This is a genomic window from Bacteroides sp. 1001302B_160321_D4 (genome assembly GCF_015667765.1).
Classification (GTDB): Bacteria; Bacteroidota; Bacteroidia; order Bacteroidales; family Bacteroidaceae; genus Bacteroides; species Bacteroides xylanisolvens.
The window spans coordinates 1-20,017 of the sequence record NZ_JADPLO010000088.1 but is presented as its reverse complement, the minus strand read 5'-3'; the positions used below and the strand labels follow the sequence as shown (position 1 = coordinate 20,017).

The following is a 20,017-nucleotide window of genomic DNA, read 5'->3' as shown; positions in this document are numbered from 1 at the left end:
ACACAGAGGGTTATTTAATAAATATTCAAATTTATCCTCTGTGTCCTCTGCGTCCTCTGTGGTGAATTAACATTAATCATTTAGCATCATCGGCATCAGCAGCATCAGCAAGTCTTCGTTTTCTTCCTGCTCTACCGGGATGATTACTCCGGCACGTGAAGGATCTGCAAGTTCGATGACTACTTCATCTGCCGAAATATTGTTCAGTATGTCGATAAGGAACGTCGATTTAAAACCGATACTCATTGCAGCACCTGCATACTGGCAAACTTGTGTTTCTTCGGCAGAAGTAGAGAAATCAATATCTTGTGCGGAAATCACAATCTGGTTTTCCTGCATACGAAGTTTAATCAAACTGCTGGCTTGTGACGAGAAGATAGACACACGGCGCAAAGCTCCTACCAACTGTTGGCGGTCTACGGTCACTTTGTGCGGATTGTTTTGTGGAATTACCGAGTTGTAGTTCGGGTAACGTCCTTCAATCAGGCGGCAAACCATCCGGTAGCTTTCAAGCATGAATACAGCGTTGCGTTCGTCAAATTCGATGGTCACTGCGCCTTGTTCTTTCGGCAAAAGATTCTTTAGCAATGTAGCCGGTTTCTTTGGAAGGATGAAGGCTGCACGCTCGTTGCCTTTGGCTGCCAACGTTTTGCAACGCACCAGTTTATGACCGTCCGAAGCAACCATTGTAATATCTTCTGTTGTAATATCGAAATAAATACCGTTCATCACCGGACGAAGTTCATCATCGGCAGTAGCAAACACCGAACGGTTGATACCTCCCAGAAGTACGCTTGCTTCCATTTCTACACGGACAGCATTATCCCCCAGTGTAGCCGATTGCGGGAATTCATCCGCATTCTGCCCCATCAGGCTGTATTTTCCGTTCTGGTACTGCACCGTTATTTCATAATTATCCGGATTGATATCGAATGTGAGTGGTTGTTCCGGAATTTCTTTCAGTGCGTCAAGCAATGTTTTCGCTACTACGGCAAAACGCCCGTTCGTATCGCTTTCATTCACTTCTACGGTAGTCACCATCGTTGTTTCACTGTCGGATACAGTCACAGACAAAGTTCCGTCTTCCAGTTCGAAGAGGAAACAATCGAGAATTGGCAGCGCATTTTTTGAATTAATAACACGGCTGATGGCCTGTAAATGGCTGGAAAGAGCAGTACTTGAAACGATAAATTTCATATATTTTCGTGTATTTAAGTTTTAAATGTTCTATCGCACAAAGTTACGAAAAAAGATTTGGGCTGCCCAATAAAAACAAAAGAAAAAAACAGGTATTGTGCGAGGGATATTACTAAAAAATTGTAACTTCGCCGCAGAATTTAAAATTATCGCAATGGAATTTACAGGAAAAATCATCGCTATCCTCCCCCCGAGAGGCGGAGTTTCAAAAACTAGCGGCAACGAGTGGAAATCACAAGAGTACGTTATCGAAAACCACGACCAATATCCACGTAAAATGTGCTTCGACGTATTTGGCGCAGACAAAATCGAGCAGTTCAACATTCAAATGGGCGAAGAATTGACTGTATCATTCGACGTTGACGCCCGTCAGTGGAATGATCGCTGGTTCAATAGTATCCGCGCATGGAAAGTAGAGCGTGTTAGCGCAGGTGCTCCAATGGCTTCCGGTTCTCCCGTTCCTCCTCCAGCTCCGTCGGCTATGCCGGAATTTACTCCGGGCGATGCCAAAGACGATCTGCCATTCTAAACCGAAAGTCATTCGTTCGATGAATAAGCATAAAAAACTCCCGATAGGATTAAACTCCATCGGGAGTTTTTTTATCTCCTTTTCTCCCGAAAAAAAACAAATCTTTTTCTTCTTCTTTTTCATCTTCAGAAGAAGAAGTTTTTTTATTTATTTCTTTGTTTATAATGGGGGATGAATTTTTCTGTATATTTTACGTATTTTCTGTGAATTTTTCTGTATATTTTACAGATTCAAATGTTAAAATCACTCATAATAAGCTGACCATAGGACTATTATAAGCACACATATAAAAACGGCAAAAATGCAAAAAGAAAAAAAACAAAAAGGCGTTTCTCCAAAAGCAGAACGCACACAAAAAAGTATGGGTCAATGGAGCAAAAAAACGATAAACAGCATCTTGAAAATGTATGGAGGAAGCAGGCAAAGTTTATGGATAATCCAGCCAAAAGCTATGGAGGTTTTCAGAAAAATGATCGCAGACAAACGATGATTTTTTATTCTGATTTATATTTCAAAACAATATTAGGATATACCACTCCATCTGCACAGGCAAACTGAACAAAGAAGGTGAAATGACGGAAGAAGTCGGCGTTGCGCAGAAAGAAATCCGGTACAAAACGAACGTGATTTTCTGATTGTTGGAATATGTGGTCGAAATCCGCCATCAGCATAAAATGGTAGGAATCGGACAAATGATCCATGCCTGTCTGATAGGCCATCGCTCCATTGAGCACCTCACCTTTATCCAGTTGGCGAATATAATGCGCGAGAGCATCCGCATCAGGAGCGAGCAACAAGCGCCCGCCATAGAAGGCTGCATATACATCCAAGGTTGGTTCCGCAAAACTGGTTAGTTGTTCAAACAATGTTGTTTGAGGCAACCGATAGATAGGATACGCTTTATTTACAGTATAACAAAAAGTTATACGTGGATTCCTTCTTCCTTCGTCCGCCGGAGCTGCATTAACAAGGGCACGAAGCATTCGTTCGGCTTCCGTTACATCTGCCACCGACAGGCTCAAGACTGCTGCTGCATCCTGCAAAGTATCTTCACGCTGGAAGAGACAGGCAACCAAATCCTGCCCGGCATTTTCCATCAGATAGCGTGAAAACTCTTTATCCCTATTTTGCACTTCACTCGTGCGGGCAGGCACGCTCTGTCCCTGGGCATTTCCATAAGAAAGCAGAGACACCCAGTCCGTAATCCCTTGCCTGCTAAAATAGAAAGCAGTAGACGGCAACACTTCTCCCGGAAATCCCTTGACGGATTGTTGCTGGCGAAGCTGGTTTATAAACGCAAAGCAAGTGTCTGCATCGTGAGTGATGCCGGAGAAATAGATGAAATCATCTTTCATTTTCATGTCAAATTCCGTCCATCCCATCATCCCTTGCATACGGGTATAGATGGTAGCGGCCGCCGCACTTTTTTTCGGAGCACGTATTCCTGTAAAGGTAGAATCATCAGCCAACGATTTTCCACTTTTATACGCATCAATAACGTTCTCAATCAGTTTTTTCTGAAAGCTCAATGCCATAAAATCGGATGTCAGATAGCAGGCTAGAAAATCACCGTCCGCCATTGGATAAATAATTATCTCTTCTCCTTTGTAAATAAATGTTTTCGGCGGATAAAGTGAGGATATATATTTGCGTACAAATCTGTTTACCAACTCCTTATCCCCATTTCCCAATCTACAATAGAGCACTTGATTACGTTCGTTATCCGGCTCGTGGAAACTAATCAACATTTGATTCATTTGCCGGCTTAAACCGTGGGGAGTATCTTCTGAAAGGGCGTAAAGACTCTGTTTCAGATAAGAAAAGAGTTTGGATACATAAAGATATTGCTGATTTTTACTGCAAGTCAGCTCATCGACTTCTGCTACAAATTCGAGCACGTCATCAGTAACGAATACTGCTGAAGTTGTGGATGGCACCAGTTCATAAAGATTAAAGTCTTTCTGCCCTTCAGCTGCTGACAGTCTAAAAAAAGAGTACAATGCGAAACCTGAGCACAAAAGTACAACAGAAGATGTGATCGCTATTTTCACTATCGTACGAAGTTTCATAATATTCGCTGTTTATCGGCTAGGTGCAAAAATAATAATTTCTACAAAGAAAACAAAACTTTTGCTAAAAATTTCACCGATAATCAAACATAGATATCCAATCCGTCGAACGCCAGGTGAATATTTTCCGGAAGGTTCTTTTCAACCTCCGCATGCAAGCCCATATCATGACTCATGTGTATAAAGTATGTCTTCTTTGCCTGAATACGCCGGGCCACCGCCAATGCTTCTTCCAAATTTTGGTGAGTAGGATGCGAGGCGATCCGAAGCGCATTCATTACCAAAACATCTATCCCTGCCAATTGTTCATAGGATTCTTCGGGCATGGTCAACATATCAGTGATATACCCCAACTGCCCGATACGATACCCCAGAATCGGCAGTCGGCCATGCATCACACGCAGAGGAAGCACTTCCGTATGATTTATAGAAAAGGATTGCCCCACCGAAATTTCTTGTAAAGGAATATCGGGAACACCCGGATAACGATGGTCGACAAAGCAATAGGGCATACGCAAACGCAATCCCTGCGCTACATAATCTTCTGCATAAATAGGTACGGAGCCGAACCGGCAAAACGGACGTAAATCGTCCAGTCCGCCTACATGGTCATAATGTTCGTGCGTAATGAGCACACCATCTATCCTCTCAAAAGGGAGATGTAATACCTGTGTCCGGAAATCGGGACCACAATCTATCAGAATCCGCGCGTCATCTGTCTCCACAATAGCAGAGGCACGCAATCGATTATCTTTCGGATCGGAAGAAGTACAAACCGGACATGTACAGCCGATTTGAGGTACTCCCGTCGATGTTCCACTTCCTATAATTCTTACTTTCACTTGTTTATTCTCAATTTATAAAGTTGACTTCCGGATGAATATCAATACCGAACTTCTCACGGACAGAGGCTCGAACCGCATCTGAAAGTGCAATAATATCACTACCTTTTGCTCCACCACGGTTCACCAGCACCAGTGCTTGTTTATCATGCACAGCAGCCGGTCCCAAGGCTTTTCCTTTCCAACCACATTGGTCAATCATCCACCCTGCCGGAATTTTTACGCGGCCGTCGGCCAGCTCATAGTAGGGTATGCGGGGATATTCCTGTTGCAAAGCTTCCAGTTTTTCTTTCGGCACAATGGGGTTCATAAAGAAACTGCCGGCATTACCCATCACTTCCGGATCGGGCAGCTTGCTCTCGCGAATAGCAATAATCACTTTCCGGACAACAGAAAGTGTCAACGACGGATACTTTTCAAGCTCCTGACGAATGGTGCCATAGTCTAATGTATAATGTTCTTCTTTACTTAGCCGGAAATGAACATAAGTAACAAAAGCCGATTTGTTTTCCGAACGCTTAAAAATACTGTTGCGATAGGTATATCCACATTCACCAACTGAATAAACGCGTTCTTCAGCTTGAATGTTCACTGTTTCCACAGCCGTTATCAGATCTTTTACCTCAACGCCATAGGCTCCGATATTCTGTACTGCACTTGCCCCCACCTCACCGGGAATCAGCGACAGGTTCTCCGCTCCATACCATCCATGCTCTACACAATAAGCTACAAAGTCATCCCATACCACCCCTGCTCCCACTCGCACTGATACAGAGTGAGCATCTTCTTCCGTCACTTCGATTCCTTCAATGCGGGAATGCAATATCAACCCGTCGTAATCTTTGGTAAACAACAGGTTACTGCCACCACCAATATGCAAAAAAGGTGTCGTAACGGCACCTTGCACAATCAGCTTCTTCAGTTCTTCAACCGAAGTGTACTCTAAAAAACGAGCGGCACTGACATCAATACCGAATGTATTGTAGGGTAAAAGAGAATACATATATTTTTAATTATAAGTTATATCATTATTCGTTATAAGCCGGCAAATACTGTTATATCATTAACAGCAAGGCTATTTCTTGTAGCGTATTACTACCTGCATCAAATGCTTGTATCTTCAAACTTATACAATTCCCATTCCCCGGCTTTGCGACGGAAATAGAGGATATTGGAAAAACCATTACCGATACCTTTCAACGCCAGAATTTTCGTTGGCGAATCATCGTCATTCCGCTGCCCGTAATTGATATTAGAAAGACGATCGGTAGGAAGTCCCGGTTTAAAAGCGAACCACTGATTAAGATCGAGGGTGGTCTCCAGAATAGAGAAATCATCGTCCGGATCGGTGGTTACAAAAGCCAGAGGCTCACACACACGCTTACTCTGAAAAAGACTATCTGCGGCAAAGTGTCCGAAAAACTCCACGAAATTTTCATTATCATTTTGCTTAATGGGACGCAGATTAATTGCCTCTAGCATCCATGCACCTTTGATACGCTCAAAATAGTATTTCTTTACCATTCGTGTTTTCACAAACACCCATTCTACCTGTACGGAAGTGAGGGAGGTATCTCCTACTAAATCCATATCTTCTTCTCTATCAAACAGAAGCGTATAATAATGCTGTTTGGTAAACAAGTCATCATGCTTCCAGTTATGCTCCTCGATATTCGTTTTTTTATCTCCATTGTAGTAAGGCAACGGAAATTTCACACGCTGACGCTGCAACACGTCATCGGAAGCAAAATTGTAGATAAAATCATCGAAAGATTCATCTGCCTGTATAGGTTGCGGATCTTCCGGCGATTCATCACAGTGAATAGAATCGGCTACCCGCCGGATAGAATCCACTTCTTTTGTGATAGATGCGAAGGGGTCAATGTTTGTTTTCTTGTTTCCACAAGCACCCAGTATACCGAGCAACATGACCCCTACAATTAGTTTTTTCATTATTTTAGTTTCTCTCTTAACTTTTCAAGCATATCTACCGTCATGCTTTCCAAATCGTAGGCCGGCTTCCAGCCCCACTCTTCACGAGCGCAGGTGTCATCCAGACTATCGGGCCAGCTATCGGCAATGCGCTGTTTCAAAGGATCTATATCATAGATCATCTCAAACTGCGGCACATGCTTCCTGATAGCCTGATAAATCGTCTCCGGGTCGAAACTCATCGAGGCGATATTGAAAGCATTTCGGTGTATCAATTTTGTCGGATCAGCTTCCATCAGCGTAATTGCTGCGTTCAGCGCATCCGGCATGTACATCATATCCATCAAAGTGCCTTGCTTAATGGGGCACACAAATTTTTCTCCTTTCACCGCCGAGTAATAAATATCGACAGCATAATCGGTCGTACCTCCTCCCGGAGGGGTCACATTCGAAATAATGCCCGGAAAACGGACAGCACGGGTATCAACACCATATTTATTAAAATAGTAGTCACTTAGCAACTCGGTCGTTACCTTGGTGACTCCATACATGGTGCGCGGACGCTGAATTGTATCCTGCGGTGTTTTCGTATGAGGCGTACTAGCGCCAAACGAACCGATAGAACTCGGAGTAAACACTGCACATCCTTGTTCGCGTGCCACTTCCAATACATTCCATAATCCATCGATACCTATTTTCCAGGCCAGCTTGGGTTTCGACTCGGCAACTACGGACAGCAGAGCAGCCAAATTATAAATTGTATCGATGTGATACTCTTTTACCACAGATGCGATCGCCTCTCCATCCGTTACATCAGCAATTGCTGACGGTCCGGACTCCTTTAATTCCCCTTTAGGTTCTGCACCCGGAATATAACCTGCTACTACATTTGCATTTCCGTAACGTTTACGTAGCTCCATCGTTAGCTCCGACCCTATCTGTCCGGTAGCTCCAATAATCAAAATGTGTTCCATTTTTTCTTCTGACTTAGAATATCAAGCTTAAATAGTGCGCAAAGTAAGCACTTTTTTTTCAGATTTTAATCAAAAAGACATTGTTATTCCAAGAAAAATTGTGTCCTTTGCAATATAACTTAATCACCCAAACACTATGTACGGTAAAATGCAAGAATATCTCTGCCAAACATTGGCTGAAATCAAGGAAGCCGGACTTTATAAAGAAGAACGACTGATTGAAAGTGCGCAGCAAGCTGCCATCACTGTAAAAGGTAAGGAAGTGCTGAACTTCTGTGCAAATAATTACTTAGGATTATCCAATCATCCCCGATTGATTAAGGCTTCGCAGGAAATGATGAATAACCGTGGCTACGGAATGTCGTCCGTCCGCTTCATTTGTGGAACGCAAGATATACACAAAGAACTGGAAGCTGCCATCTCGGAGTATTTCCAGACGGAAGACACGATCTTGTATGCTGCTTGTTTCGACGCCAACGGCGGCGTATTCGAACCGCTTTTCTCTGAAGAGGATGCCATCATCTCGGATTCTCTGAACCATGCTTCTATCATTGACGGAGTACGTCTTTGCAAGGCAAAGCGCTACCGTTATGCCAACGCTGACATGAAGGACTTGGAAAGATGTCTGCAAGAAGCGCAGGCACAACGTTTCCGTATTGTTGTGACGGACGGTGTGTTCTCTATGGACGGCAATGTAGCTCCAATGGATCAGATTTGCGATCTTGCCGAGAAATACGATGCACTGGTAATGGTGGACGAGTCACACTCTGCCGGTGTGGTAGGTGCCACAGGGCATGGAGTAAGCGAGTTGTATAAGACTCATGGACGGGTAGATATTTATACCGGAACATTAGGTAAGGCTTTTGGCGGTGCACTGGGAGGTTTCACCACCGGTCGTAAAGAGATTATCGATTTGCTTCGTCAACGCAGCCGCCCGTATCTGTTCTCGAATTCTTTGGCTCCGGGCATCATTGGTGCCAGCCTTGAAGTTTTCAAGATGCTGAAAGAGAGCAATGCATTACATGATAAACTTGTTGAGAATGTAAACTACTTCCGCGATAAGATGACGGCTGCCGGATTTGATATCAAACCGACACAAAGCGCTATCTGTGCCGTTATGTTGTATGACGCGAAGTTGTCCCAAATTTACGCTGCACGTATGCAGGAGGAAGGCATCTATGTGACAGGTTTCTATTATCCGGTAGTGCCGAAAGATCAGGCACGCATCCGTGTGCAAATCTCTGCAGGACACGAGAAAGCACATCTTGACAAGTGCATCGCTGCCTTTATCAAGGTAGGCAAAGAGCTTAATGTGCTGAAAGCGGAATAACTCCGGAGCAGGGTTTACTTGCAGCATCCATTTTTAGGCACGGATTACACAGATTACGCTGTTGCTTTATACAAGCATATTTCTAAAACCGTGAAATCCATGTATCCCGTGCCTAAAAATTCTCTTTTATAAAATGAATTTTGAACCGCTACTTGACTATAAAAAATAGATTATGGAAGAATTGACTCTCACTACTCCTGCCCTACTTTTCTCGGCAGTTTCATTGATATTGCTGGCTTATACCAACCGTTTCTTATCGTATGCCCAACTTGTGCGCCAACTGCGTGACCGCTACATGGAAAACCCTTCGGATATCACCGAAGCACAAATCGAGAATCTACGGAAACGATTGAACCTGACCCGTAGGATGCAAGGACTAGGTATTGCAAGCCTTTTTTTCTGTGTAGTCAGCATGTTCCTTATTTATATCGGGCTTCAATTATTCTCTGCTTATGTATTCGGATTGGCATTGATTCTGCTGATAGCTTCTTTAGGCGTATCTTTCCGCGAAATACAGATTTCCACCCGTTCACTGGAGATTTACCTGGGAACGATGGAGAAAGGAAAACACAAGAAATAAGATTGTTCGTATTCCCGTTAAAGTCTATCATTATCAAGATACCACCCGGCAAGGAAGAATAACCGTAAAGCGGCTTCCCTTGCCTACCTCGGACTTGAGTTCGATCTTTCCACCCAGCTTCTCTATAATCACCTGACAAATAGAAAGTCCCAATCCTGCTCCCTGCGAAAATTCGTTTTGTTTGTAGAAACGGCTGAAAATCATCCGTTGTTCTTCTCGTGGAATCCCTCTTCCGGTATCTTCTACATAAATCTGTACTTTGCCTTCATCCGGCAGATAACTATATCCTAATTTGATATATCCGGTTTCCGTAAACTTACCGGCATTATTCAGAAAGTTTGTCAGGACTTGTATCAAGCGCTCTCTGTCCACATTGATTTCCAAAGGTGTATTATCCACTTCTTTCAGGAATTCCAAATGTGGAGCAATCAGAACCTGATGTGTCATATAGATATCGTCAATCAACTCTCTCACCTTGCATCTCTTGAATGAGAAAGACATATATCCTGATTCGATACGGGAAAGTTCCAAGATATCATTAATCAGTTTGAGTAATAACTCGCTGTTCTTGTTAATAGTACTGATATACTCTTCGCGTTCTACGGAACTCAATCCATCTTCCAATGCCAGTATATTGGCAAAGCCAACGATTGAATTAAGCGGAGTACGTATCTCATGGCTCATATTTGCGAGGAATGATTGTTTCAATTCCGCCTTTTCAGCCAATAAGCGTGCTGCTTCCAATTCTTCTTCACGATCTTTTATATCCTGTATATTAAGCAACAAACCTGCAGTTTTATATTCGCCTCCAGGTAGCTGTTTGGTGGTATAACGGAACTCCCACCACTGATAGCCTTTGCCGTCGAAGTTACAAAGCTCCTGCACAATCTTTTTATGAGCACTTTTCAGATTTCGCCAGTTGAACTTCACTCCTTCCCAATGGTCGGGATGGATAAAGCTCATGAATTCCTTAAACGAAAGTTGTCTGGGATTTAACCCTTGCGACGCCCAGAATGCATCTTCAAAAACAAAACAACCGTTATCCAATCTCCAGGCATACGTCATTCCACCCTCAATGGCTAATGACAATGTTTCTTTTTCATCAGCCAATGCTATAAGAGCCTGCTTTTTCCTCATCTGTTCCCGAAGGTATAGCCACCAAAGAGAAGCGAAAAGAATAATTAGTATAAGAATGAACGATGCGACTGAAATTCCCCACAACAAAGGGTATTTATCACTAAACGGAATATTGATAATACGATATTTAGCAGGAATACTTTCCTTACTCAAACCTATTTGCGTCATTGTATTCCAATCAACAACATACTCTTTCCGGCTTTCAACAATAGGCATGTCCGCCGGACTCGCACCGTGTAATATACGAACGGCTGCTTTCACCTCTTCTTCCACCTGAATAGGCAACGAAGTGATGTATCCACCCAGCAACTTTTCACCAAACCCGAAGGCTTCATTGATGGCAGTCAGGCTGGGACTGCCACAGATGCTTCCAATATTAATGGTAGTATAATCCCGTTTCAGCTGAATATAACATTGATCGCGATAGCTTCTGTTCAACACCCACATAAAGGTGGCGTCCGAATGATTTCTGGCATTACGTAAAGGAATAGCCATGAAACGAGTATAACCTTCCTCCTGCGTCAAACGTATCTGTTCTTCAGGAGACAGTTCGGGGTTATCGATGAATCCGGTCACTTTATGACCTTTAAACTGTTCCTTTGCATCTCTTCTGATTTGTTTATCGATATAAGTGGTATCGAGCATGGTAAACAACCGGACGTGTTCACCGAAAAGTTCTTTTGCCACACTGACATTTTCATTAAAGGCGATCTTATCATGGAAACCCGTCACATTAGGATGGCGTTTCAGCAAGCCCCAATTCGGGTAATTGACACCACCAAAAACCACAGGTACTTCTTTGCCCAACTGAACCCCACATTTCATCAATGAATAGGTAGCCTGATCTTCATTCACCAGAATCACTTCCGGCCGCCAGTCTTTCGAAACGGAATCAACCAGAAAACGCATTCGTTCCAACTCCGGTTCTTCCCAGTAGGACTCGCAATCTAAATAAACGGTACGGATATCAGCATCTATTTTCTCTTTCTCAAATTGCTCCGCTATCATCCGGTTAAATTCCGGATAAGCCGCGTAAGTCTCCTCATAAGAGTGGATAACTAAAATACGCCGTTCCTCTTTTTGAGAACAACTGCTCACCCCCAAAAAGAGCAATAAAAATATAGGGAGCAATCTAAAAATTCCTCTGTTCACACCATTCATTTATAATAATCGGGATTAATTTCTCTCTGACTCTTAATACAAAGGTAGTTTATTTCCAGATACGAGCCAAATAAGTGAAAAAAAAGAAGCTACTTGAAGAAATTTCGAGTAGCTTCTTTCTATATAAAGAACTATTTTTTCAGAGTAGCATCATTAACGCTGTCCCAATTGTGAATCTACAAAGAAAATTCCAGTATCACCAGCTTTCTTGATTTTATCAACAATGCCTTGCGCTGTAGCTTCTTCTTCTACCTGTTCACGAACAAATCCCCACAAGAAATCCTGTGTTGCTTTATCCTTTTCAGCAGCTGCTACGTCTACCAGCTTGTCTACCAATTGAGAAACATGACATTCATGTTTGTAAACGTGTTCGAATACTTCGAGAGGTGTACCCCATCCGTTAGGAACAACATCTATTTTATCCACTTTAGCAGTTCCTCCACGTTTGATGATATAATCTGCCATTGCATAAGCATGTCCCATTTCTTCCTGGGATTGTTTTTTCATCCAATGAGCAAAACCACTGAAACCTTCTTTCTCAAAATAGAAAGACATTGCTAAATACAGGTTAGCAGACCACATTTCAGCAGTAATCTGTTCGTTAATTGCATTCTGTAATTTTTCTGAAATCATAATCGTATTTTTTTATTAAGTTGTTAATGTAGTTTCTTTTTGAACTCATTACAAAAATAACACGCTTTCAGTTAAAATTGTTCCATGCACCCTATATTTTTAAACTACATTCACATTTTGATTATAGCAGTTCATTTTTTACTTACACCAATTCGTCGGAAGTATATCCTTTCGGCAGTTCACGACAGTTATATCCGGAAGCCATTATTTCACCGTACGCACCGGCAGAACGAAGGGCGATCAAGTCACCACGCTTCACTTTGTTCAAGTCAATCGCTTTTCCGAAAACGTCTGACGATTCACAGATCGGTCCTACTACATCGTAGGCTTCCAACGGTTCTTCGGAAGTTATATTTTCCATTTTATGGAATGCCTGATACAAAGCCGGACGGATCAGGTCGGTCATACCTGCATCAAGGATGGCAAATTTCTTCCGTGTTCCTTGTTTTACATAGAGGACTTTGGATATCAAAGAACCACACTGACCTACCACTGCACGTCCCAGTTCAAAATGCAATGTCTGATAAGGACGCAATTTCAATTGTCCGGCATAGGTAGCAAAGTAATCCTTGAAATTCGGGACAGCCTGACGGTTGGGGTGTCCGTAATCAATACCCAAACCACCACCTACATTGATATGTTCTACCAAAATTCTTCGTGCTTCCAGTTTGTCCTGCAACTCATTGACACGATTGCAGAGGGCTACGAAATCACCCATATCCAGAATCTGCGAGCCAATGTGAAAGTGAAGACCGATAAACTTTACGTTTTTCATCTCTTGTGCTACGTCTATCACCTTGTCCATGTCCTGCATACTGATACCGAATTTGTTTTCTGCCAAACCGGTAGTTATATTGGCATGTGTATGTGCGCCGACATCAGGATTGATACGAAAAGCAACATTAGCAATCTTATTTTGAGCAGCAGCCAATTCATTGATTACTTCCAATTCGGGAATAGACTCGACATTGAAACAGAAGATACCATACTCCAGTCCGAGATTGATTTCCCAATCTGCTTTGCCGACTCCTGCGAAAACAACTTTATTGGCAGGGAATCCGGCACGGATAGCGGCACGGATTTCTCCGCCGCTCACACAATCGGCTCCCATTCCGCTCTCACGGATAATGGTAAGTACTTTCGGGTTGGCATTGGCTTTAACAGCGTAATGCACTGAATAATTAGGATATTTGGCAACCTCCTGGTTAATAGCCGACAATGTATCACGCAGCACTTTGGTATCGTAATAATAGAAAGGTGTCTGCAAAGTGCGGAATTTATCGATTGGAAATATTCCCTTCATAATTCGAAAAACTTGTTTAGTTGGTTAAAAAAGAGCGCTTTTATCAGTTCGGTAAAAGCGCTCGTGTTATTTGTGGATTTATTTGTCGTTGAAAAGCATATCACTCAACGACTGTAAAGCTACTTTCTTATCGCACTCCCGAATGAGGAAGGAAATATTGTAGTTACTTCCTCCGAACGAGATCATTCGCACCGGTATATTCCGCATCGCATCAAGAGCTTTCGCTTCAAAACCGACATTTTCCCATTCAAGGTCACCTACAACGCAGATGATACACATCTCTTTATCAACGGTTACAGTTCCGTATTTCTTCAAGTCATCCAGAATCTCGTTAAGATGCTTCGTGTTATCGATTGTTACAGATACACCTACCTCTGAAGTACAGATCATGTCGATAGACGTCTGATAGCTTTCGAAGATTTCGAATACCTTACGCAGGAAACCGTGAGCCAATAACATACGGCTGGATTTGATCTTGATCGCAGTAATGTTTTCTTTTGCGGCTACTGCCTTGATTTTACCTTTTTCCGTGTCGTTGGAAATCAGTGTGCCAGGAGCTTCCGGATCCATTGTGTTCAACAGACGAACAGGGATATTGGCATATTTAGCAGGCTGGATACAGGTAGGGTGTAGGATTTTTGCACCGAAGTAAGCCAACTCGGCTGCTTCTTCGAAGTGAAGTTGACGCACCGGAGCGGTCTTGTCAACAATACGCGGGTCGTTATTATGCATACCGTCGATATCTGTCCAAATCTGGATTTCGGAAGCGTTTACTGCGGCTCCGATCAGAGAAGCAGTGTAGTCACTACCACCACGTTGCAGATTGTCTATCTCACCGTAAGCATTGCGGCAGATGAAACCTTGTGTAATGTAGATTTCTGTATCCGGATAGAGATCGAGCTGTGCGCGCAATTTATCCTTAATATATACAGGATCCGGCTCTGCGTTCTTGTCAGTACGCATAAATTCCAAAGCTGGAAGCAACACGGACTTCACGCCACATTCCTGCAGGTAGAAGTTTACCATCGCCGTAGAAATAAGCTCTCCCTGTGCCAAAACCACTTTCTCTTCGAACAAAGTGAAAAGGTCTTTAGTATAGGAGCGGATGTAGTCGAAGTGGGATTTGACAACTTCAAGACCTTTCTGTTTATATTCCTGGGTTGCAAAAAGCTCATCAATGTGCTGTTTATATTTCACTTCCAGCTTATTGATAATCTCGTTGGCACCCTCCGGATTCTTCTTATACAGATAGTCCGAAATTTCCACCAATGTGTTTGTTGTTCCTGACATAGCAGAGAGAACAACAATCTTTTGTTCACCATCGGTAATCAATTTGGCTACTTCCTTCATGCGCTGAGCAGAACCTACGGAAGTTCCTCCAAACTTTAAAACTTTCATTTTCGTTACTGTTTTAGTTATCTATATTTAAATCTATTTCTATTGTTCTCTGTCTGGGCATGTATTCGGCTGTCACATCTACAATCTGATGGTCGGCGCAACGATATACCCTGCCCGGATACTCTTTCAGCAATTGCAAATTGTGCGTTGTCATCACTACGGATGAACCGGATTCACAGATATTGTGCAACAATTCTACAATAGCCTTACCGGTCTCTACGTCCAGATTTCCGGTCGGTTCATCCGCCAGAATAATAGCCGGAGAATTGAGTACGGCACGTGCAATCACAATACGCTGTTGCTCGCCACCGGAAAGCTCGTTCGGGAGCTTATAACCTTTGTTGGACATTCCCACCAATTGGAGCACTTCTTCAATACGATCTTGGATTTCCTGTTTGTTTTTCCAGCCTGTGGCACGAAGTACAAATTCCAGATTATTGTATACAGTACGGTCTGTGAGCAACTGAAAATCCTGAAAGACAATGCCTAATTTCCGACGCAGTTGCGGGATATGCTTACGTTTGATAGAACGCATGTTATAACCCAACACTTCCGCTTCACCGTCAATTACGTCCAGTTCGCCATACAGAGTCTTGAGCAAACTCGTTTTTCCCGAGCCTACTTTTCCGATCAAATAGACGAACTCTCCTTTGTGCAGTTCCAGATTTACATCGCTTAATACACAAAGTTCCTGTTGATGGATTTCTACGTTCTTATATTGAATCAACGCCTCGTCATCCATACTGACTCCCGTTTTAATTTTTAATTATTAAATTTTAATTGTTTAATGCTTCTTCCATGTACTGCTGTGTCTTTCTTGCAATTCACGTGCAAGGTCTTCGAGACGATAGCCTTTTGAAGTAAGCAATACAATCATGTGATAAATAAGATCGGCTCCTTCGTAGATCAAACGTTCGTCAGTACCGTTTGTTGCTTCGATTACTGTTTCTACAGCTTCTTCACCTACTTTTTGAGCTATTTTATTGATTCCCGACTCAAACAGACTGGTAGTATAAGAGCCTTCGGGCATTTCTTCATGACGCTTGTCAATGAAATCTTGCAATGCTTTCAGGAACATAACCGGTTCTTCGTTTTTCTCACCCCAACAAGTATCTGTACCAGTATGACACACGGGACCTACCGGGTTTACCTGAATCAGTAGTGTATCATTATCGCAATCGGCCTTTATAGATACCACATGAAGGAAGTTACCGCTTTCTTCGCCTTTTGTCCACAAACGATTCTTAGTACGGCTAAAAAATGTAACTTTTCCGGTTTCTACCGTTTTATCATAAGCTTCTTTATTCATGAAGCCCAGCATCAAGACTTTACGTGTCTCGTTGTCCTGTATGATAGCCGGAACGAGTCCGTTCATTTTATCGAAATCCAATTCCATTTTTATATAAGTTCTAATTACTATTCCAAATTACAATTATGATCTATTCGCCTATGGAGTTTTTTTGCAAATATCTTATTCTATTTATCTAAATAGATTATTCATCCGCATGGAAACCCGGCCGGGGTGCCTCACCCCCTGATGGTAATTCCTTCGCCGCAGCCTAAAGGCTAATTTTTGCTACGCAGCAATTACCTAGTGGTAATTCCTTCGCCGCAAAGATACGATTTTAATTCGGGAATTTTAATTTCTCCGAAGTGAAAAACGCTGGCAGCCAATGCAGCATCTGCCTTTCCTTGTAAAAAGACATCGCGGAAGTGCTCTTTACAGCCCGCACCTCCCGAAGCAATGATAGGAATGGAAAGCTGATCCGCCAAAGCGGCAAGTGCATCATTTGCATAACCGGCCTTTACACCATCGTGATTCATGCTTGTGAAAAGAATCTCTCCTGCTCCGCGTTCCTGGGCCTCTTTTGTCCATTCGAACAGGTCTTTATCTGTTTCGATACGTCCTCCATTCAAGTAACATTTCCAACCATTTTCGGTTTGTTTGGCATCTACTGCCAACACACAAACTTGCGAACCAAAATTCTTTGCAATCTCGTCAATCAATTGAGGATTACGGATAGCGGAAGAATTGATAGAGATCTTATCCGCCCCTGCATTCAACAGGCGGTCTACATCACTTAATTCGTTGATGCCGCCACCTACCGTAAATGGGATATTGATATTAGCAGCAATCCGTTTTACCAATTCCGTAAAAGTCTTACGTCCTTCATGACTTGCAGTAATATCCAGGAAAACAAGTTCATCTGCTCCTTGTTCACTGTAAGCACGGCCTAACTCTACCGGATCACCGGCTTGGCGCAAATTGACAAAATTCGTTCCTTTCACGGTTTGTCCGTCTTTTATATCCAGACAAGGTACTATTCTTTTTGCTAACACAATCCTACTTTTATTTATTGTTCAACAATTTATAATCTATATCCCTGAAGTTTGATTCTTTATTTCCTCTTATAATAAGGTAGCTATTTATAATATAAACACCCATTTCATTCTGGTACGCTAATTATAAAAAGATTCTCAAATCTTTTAAGGTGATATGTCCTTCGTATAGTGCCTTACCGAAAATAACTCCGGGAACACCAGCTTCATCCAAAGCAACAATATCATCCACCTTACTCACCCCGCCACTAGCCATCAGATAGAGGTCAGGGAATTTTGCCAGCATCTCCTTATACAAATCAATAGAAGGCCCACTCAACATTCCGTCACAGCTAATATCCGTACAGATTACCTTGCGTATACCTTTATCTATATACTTTTCAAGAAATGGAAAAAGCTCACAGGCACTTTCGTCTTTCCAACCATTGACGGCTATCTTATGATCTTTCACATCTGCCCCCAAAATGATTTTCTCACTGCCATATACTTCCAGCCAATGACAGAACAATTCCGGGTCTTTCACCGCAATACTTCCGCCTGTAATCATCTGTGCTCCACTCTCAAAAGCAATTTTCAAATCTTCATCACTCTTTACTCCACCACCAAAATCGATAACGAGAGAAGTGTGCGCAGCAATCCGTTCCAACACCCGATAATTGACTACATGATGAGAAGCAGCACCGTCCAAGTCTACCACATGAAGCCTGCGAACACCGTTCGCTTCAAACTCCTTGGCAACTTCCACCGGATTTTCGTTATATACTTTCTTACTGTCGTAATCTCCCTGGGAAAGACGTACGCACTTTCCGTCAATAATATCAATGGCTGGAATAATTTCTATCATCTATTATTTATTTGCTAAAAGTTTATTATAAACGATGAACGAGTTTATTATAAATTATGATGGAGTTTATTATAAACGGCAACATAGTTTATTATAGATTCAAAAAGTTCGTCAGAATCTTCTCTCCCGTCTTGCCGCTTTTCTCCGGATGGAACTGGGTAGCATAAAAGTTATCTTTATGCAATGCAGCACTAAACGGGTGAATATAATCTGTTGTAGCAGCAGTAAAGTCACAGGTAGGCACATAAAAGCTATGTACAAAATAGACAAACTCTTCTTCAGTGAATCCTTCAAACAATTTGCTATTCGTTTTTCCAATGGTATTCCATCCCATGTGCGGCACTTTATCCTCATGTTTCTGCGGAACAAAACGCTTCACATCCACATCAAAGATATTCAAACAATCGACCTCCCCTTCTTCAGAATGCCGGCACATCAACTGCATACCGAGACAAATTCCAAATACAGGCTGACGGAGATTTTTTATCAGTTCGTCCAGTCCCGTTGCTTTCAAGTGGTTCATGGTAGTTTCCGCCTCTCCCACTCCGGGGAAAATAACTTTATCTGCCGATTGGAGTTCTTCTTTATCAGCAGTAATCACCGCTTCCACACCCAACCGCTTCAAAGCATAATCCACAGAACGAATATTGCCGGCATTGTATTTTACAACTGCTACTTTCATCAGCTAAATATTACTGTTTTATTTTTATAAGCCAAAACTTTACGTTCGATGTGCTTCTGTACTGCACGTGAAAGAACGATTTTTTCCAAATCCTTTCCTTTATTTACAAGATCTTCAATAGCGTCCTTATGAGTAATACGCACCACGTCCTGTTCAATAATCGGTCCGGCATCCAATTCAGTCGTTACATAGTGACTGGTTGCACCGATAATCTTCACACCTCTCTGGAATGCCGCATGATAAGGCTTCGCTCCTACAAACGCAGGAAGGAAAGAGTGATGTATATTAATAATCTTATTCGGATAAGCATTAATCATCTGCTCGGAAATTACCTGCATATAGCGCGCCAATACAATAAATGTAATATTATGCTTGGCAAGCAGTTCCATCTCCTTACGCTCCTGTTCTTCTTTCGTCTCCTTTGTGATAGGAAACAGATAGAAAGGAATTCCGAACCGCTCTGCTACATGCTGCAAATCCGGATGGTTACTTATAATAAGAGGTATTTCTACATTCCATTCTCCGGCTGTATATCGTGCCAATATATCGAAAAGACAATGTGACAGCTTGGAAACGAAAATAGCCATACGTGGTTTTACATCAGAGAAATAAAGGCGAAAATCCATTTCATATTTTTGCCCGTAGAGAGTTCTGAAATAATCTTCAATTTTCTCCTGCGGAACCAGAAAGTCTTTCAGTTCCCATTCAATACGCATAAAGAATATGTTCTCTACATGATCTACATATTGATCCAGATAGATAATATTTCCTTTGTTTACCGTAATAAAGTCTGTCACTTCCGCAAGGATTCCCGGTTTGTCGGGACAGTGCAATAACAGTTTGGCTGTTGTCATCATTCTTTTTACTAATTAACGATTCTAGGCGGATAATTTTCCACCTTTCTTATTTTAGTCCGCAAAAATAACGATTTATTGCAAAATTACGAATTATTCAAGCATAAAGTTGATATAAAAACGGTGATTTCTTACAGATAGAAAGATATCGGGAGTTATTTTCTATGAATAGAATGACAAACTTCAGGATAGTGACGCTATTAACTTCGGAT

At 42.2% G+C, this 20,017-nt stretch carries 20 protein-coding genes; 4 read left to right on the top strand and 16 right to left on the bottom strand.

Going from position 1 to position 20,017, the window contains the following annotated elements; genetic code table 11:
* Positions 1-72 precede the first annotated feature (72 nt).
* Positions 73-1,197, bottom strand: a complete 1,125-nt coding sequence (gene dnaN / locus KFO40_RS23425) for a DNA polymerase III subunit beta (protein ID WP_004316865.1) — start codon at positions 1,195-1,197, stop codon at positions 73-75.
* A gap of 154 nt (positions 1,198-1,351) precedes the next feature.
* Here dnaN and KFO40_RS23420 point away from each other — a divergent pair, with 154 nt between their 5' ends.
* A complete protein-coding gene (locus KFO40_RS23420; RefSeq protein ID WP_087318232.1) occupies positions 1,352-1,726 on the top strand; it encodes a DUF3127 domain-containing protein in 375 nt (124 codons plus the stop codon).
* A 301-nt stretch (positions 1,727-2,027) separates the two neighbouring features.
* On the top strand, positions 2,028-2,216 hold the full coding sequence (locus tag KFO40_RS23415) for a hypothetical protein (protein ID WP_211146855.1): 189 nt from the start codon (positions 2,028-2,030) through the stop codon (positions 2,214-2,216).
* Between the two features lie 4 nt (positions 2,217-2,220).
* On the opposite strand, the gene KFO40_RS23410 is transcribed toward KFO40_RS23415, so the two are convergent.
* The 5 genes from KFO40_RS23410 to KFO40_RS23390 all read right to left on the bottom strand — a co-directional run bounded on the left by KFO40_RS23410 (position 2,221) and on the right by KFO40_RS23390 (position 7,543).
* Positions 2,221-3,795, bottom strand: a complete 1,575-nt coding sequence (locus KFO40_RS23410; protein WP_008025463.1) for a DUF3352 domain-containing protein — start codon at positions 3,793-3,795, stop codon at positions 2,221-2,223.
* Positions 3,796-3,878: 83 nt separating this feature from the next.
* Entirely contained in the window at positions 3,879-4,637 is a 759-nt protein-coding gene (locus tag KFO40_RS23405; RefSeq protein WP_074909116.1) for an MBL fold metallo-hydrolase, read from the bottom strand.
* 10 nt (positions 4,638-4,647) lie between these two features.
* The gene (gene murB / locus KFO40_RS23400; RefSeq protein ID WP_211146854.1) at positions 4,648-5,640 is read right to left on the bottom strand and encodes a UDP-N-acetylmuramate dehydrogenase; all 993 of its coding nucleotides are present in this window, start codon (positions 5,638-5,640) and stop codon (positions 4,648-4,650) included.
* A gap of 101 nt (positions 5,641-5,741) precedes the next feature.
* The gene (locus KFO40_RS23395; RefSeq protein WP_121960581.1) at positions 5,742-6,590 is read right to left on the bottom strand and encodes a DUF4348 domain-containing protein; all 849 of its coding nucleotides are present in this window, start codon (positions 6,588-6,590) and stop codon (positions 5,742-5,744) included.
* Positions 6,590-7,543 carry an NAD-dependent epimerase/dehydratase family protein gene (locus KFO40_RS23390; protein WP_004313654.1) on the bottom strand — a complete coding sequence of 318 codons (954 nt, stop codon included), beginning with the start codon at positions 7,541-7,543 and terminating at the stop codon, positions 6,590-6,592. Before KFO40_RS23390 ends, KFO40_RS23395 begins: the two co-directional genes overlap by 1 nt.
* Before the next feature lie 136 nt (positions 7,544-7,679).
* On the opposite strand from KFO40_RS23390, the gene kbl reads away from it, so the two are divergent.
* Positions 7,680-8,873 carry a glycine C-acetyltransferase gene (gene kbl / locus KFO40_RS23385; RefSeq protein ID WP_004313655.1) on the top strand — a complete coding sequence of 398 codons (1,194 nt, stop codon included), beginning with the start codon at positions 7,680-7,682 and terminating at the stop codon, positions 8,871-8,873.
* 172 nt (positions 8,874-9,045) lie between these two features.
* Positions 9,046-9,453, top strand: coding sequence for a DUF2721 domain-containing protein (locus KFO40_RS23380; RefSeq protein WP_008025474.1), 408 nt, complete (start codon positions 9,046-9,048; stop codon positions 9,451-9,453).
* 33 nt (positions 9,454-9,486) lie between these two features.
* Here KFO40_RS23380 and KFO40_RS23375 read toward each other — a convergent pair whose 3' ends face one another.
* From KFO40_RS23375 to purU, 10 genes are all read right to left on the bottom strand, one after another.
* A complete protein-coding gene (locus KFO40_RS23375) occupies positions 9,487-11,751 on the bottom strand; it encodes an ATP-binding protein (RefSeq protein ID WP_211146853.1) in 2,265 nt (754 codons plus the stop codon).
* A 153-nt stretch (positions 11,752-11,904) separates the two neighbouring features.
* Positions 11,905-12,384: a ferritin gene (locus tag KFO40_RS23370; RefSeq protein ID WP_004304025.1), complete on the bottom strand. Its 480-nt coding sequence runs from the start codon at positions 12,382-12,384 to the stop codon at positions 11,905-11,907.
* A 142-nt stretch (positions 12,385-12,526) separates the two neighbouring features.
* The gene (gene lysA, locus KFO40_RS23365) at positions 12,527-13,687 is read right to left on the bottom strand and encodes a diaminopimelate decarboxylase (protein WP_151928122.1); all 1,161 of its coding nucleotides are present in this window, start codon (positions 13,685-13,687) and stop codon (positions 12,527-12,529) included.
* A gap of 78 nt (positions 13,688-13,765) precedes the next feature.
* A complete protein-coding gene (locus KFO40_RS23360; RefSeq protein ID WP_008025480.1) occupies positions 13,766-15,085 on the bottom strand; it encodes an aspartate kinase in 1,320 nt (439 codons plus the stop codon).
* Between the two features lie 13 nt (positions 15,086-15,098).
* Positions 15,099-15,827: a cell division ATP-binding protein FtsE gene (locus tag KFO40_RS23355; protein WP_004313660.1), complete on the bottom strand. Its 729-nt coding sequence runs from the start codon at positions 15,825-15,827 to the stop codon at positions 15,099-15,101.
* A 42-nt stretch (positions 15,828-15,869) separates the two neighbouring features.
* Entirely contained in the window at positions 15,870-16,481 is a 612-nt protein-coding gene (hisIE, locus tag KFO40_RS23350) for a bifunctional phosphoribosyl-AMP cyclohydrolase/phosphoribosyl-ATP diphosphatase HisIE (RefSeq protein ID WP_004313661.1), read from the bottom strand.
* A 191-nt stretch (positions 16,482-16,672) separates the two neighbouring features.
* A complete protein-coding gene (hisF, locus tag KFO40_RS23345; RefSeq protein ID WP_049702510.1) occupies positions 16,673-17,425 on the bottom strand; it encodes an imidazole glycerol phosphate synthase subunit HisF in 753 nt (250 codons plus the stop codon).
* Positions 17,426-17,549: 124 nt separating this feature from the next.
* Positions 17,550-18,269 carry a 1-(5-phosphoribosyl)-5-[(5-phosphoribosylamino)methylideneamino]imidazole-4-carboxamide isomerase gene (hisA, locus tag KFO40_RS23340; RefSeq protein ID WP_211146852.1) on the bottom strand — a complete coding sequence of 240 codons (720 nt, stop codon included), beginning with the start codon at positions 18,267-18,269 and terminating at the stop codon, positions 17,550-17,552.
* Positions 18,270-18,360: 91 nt separating this feature from the next.
* A complete protein-coding gene (hisH, locus tag KFO40_RS23335) occupies positions 18,361-18,951 on the bottom strand; it encodes an imidazole glycerol phosphate synthase subunit HisH (protein ID WP_004297048.1) in 591 nt (196 codons plus the stop codon).
* Complete coding sequence (gene purU / locus KFO40_RS23330; RefSeq protein ID WP_008771204.1) at positions 18,951-19,808, bottom strand: formyltetrahydrofolate deformylase; 858 nt, start codon at positions 19,806-19,808, stop codon at positions 18,951-18,953. The genes hisH and purU overlap by 1 nt, the downstream gene beginning before the upstream one ends.
* Positions 19,809-20,017 lie beyond the last annotated feature (209 nt).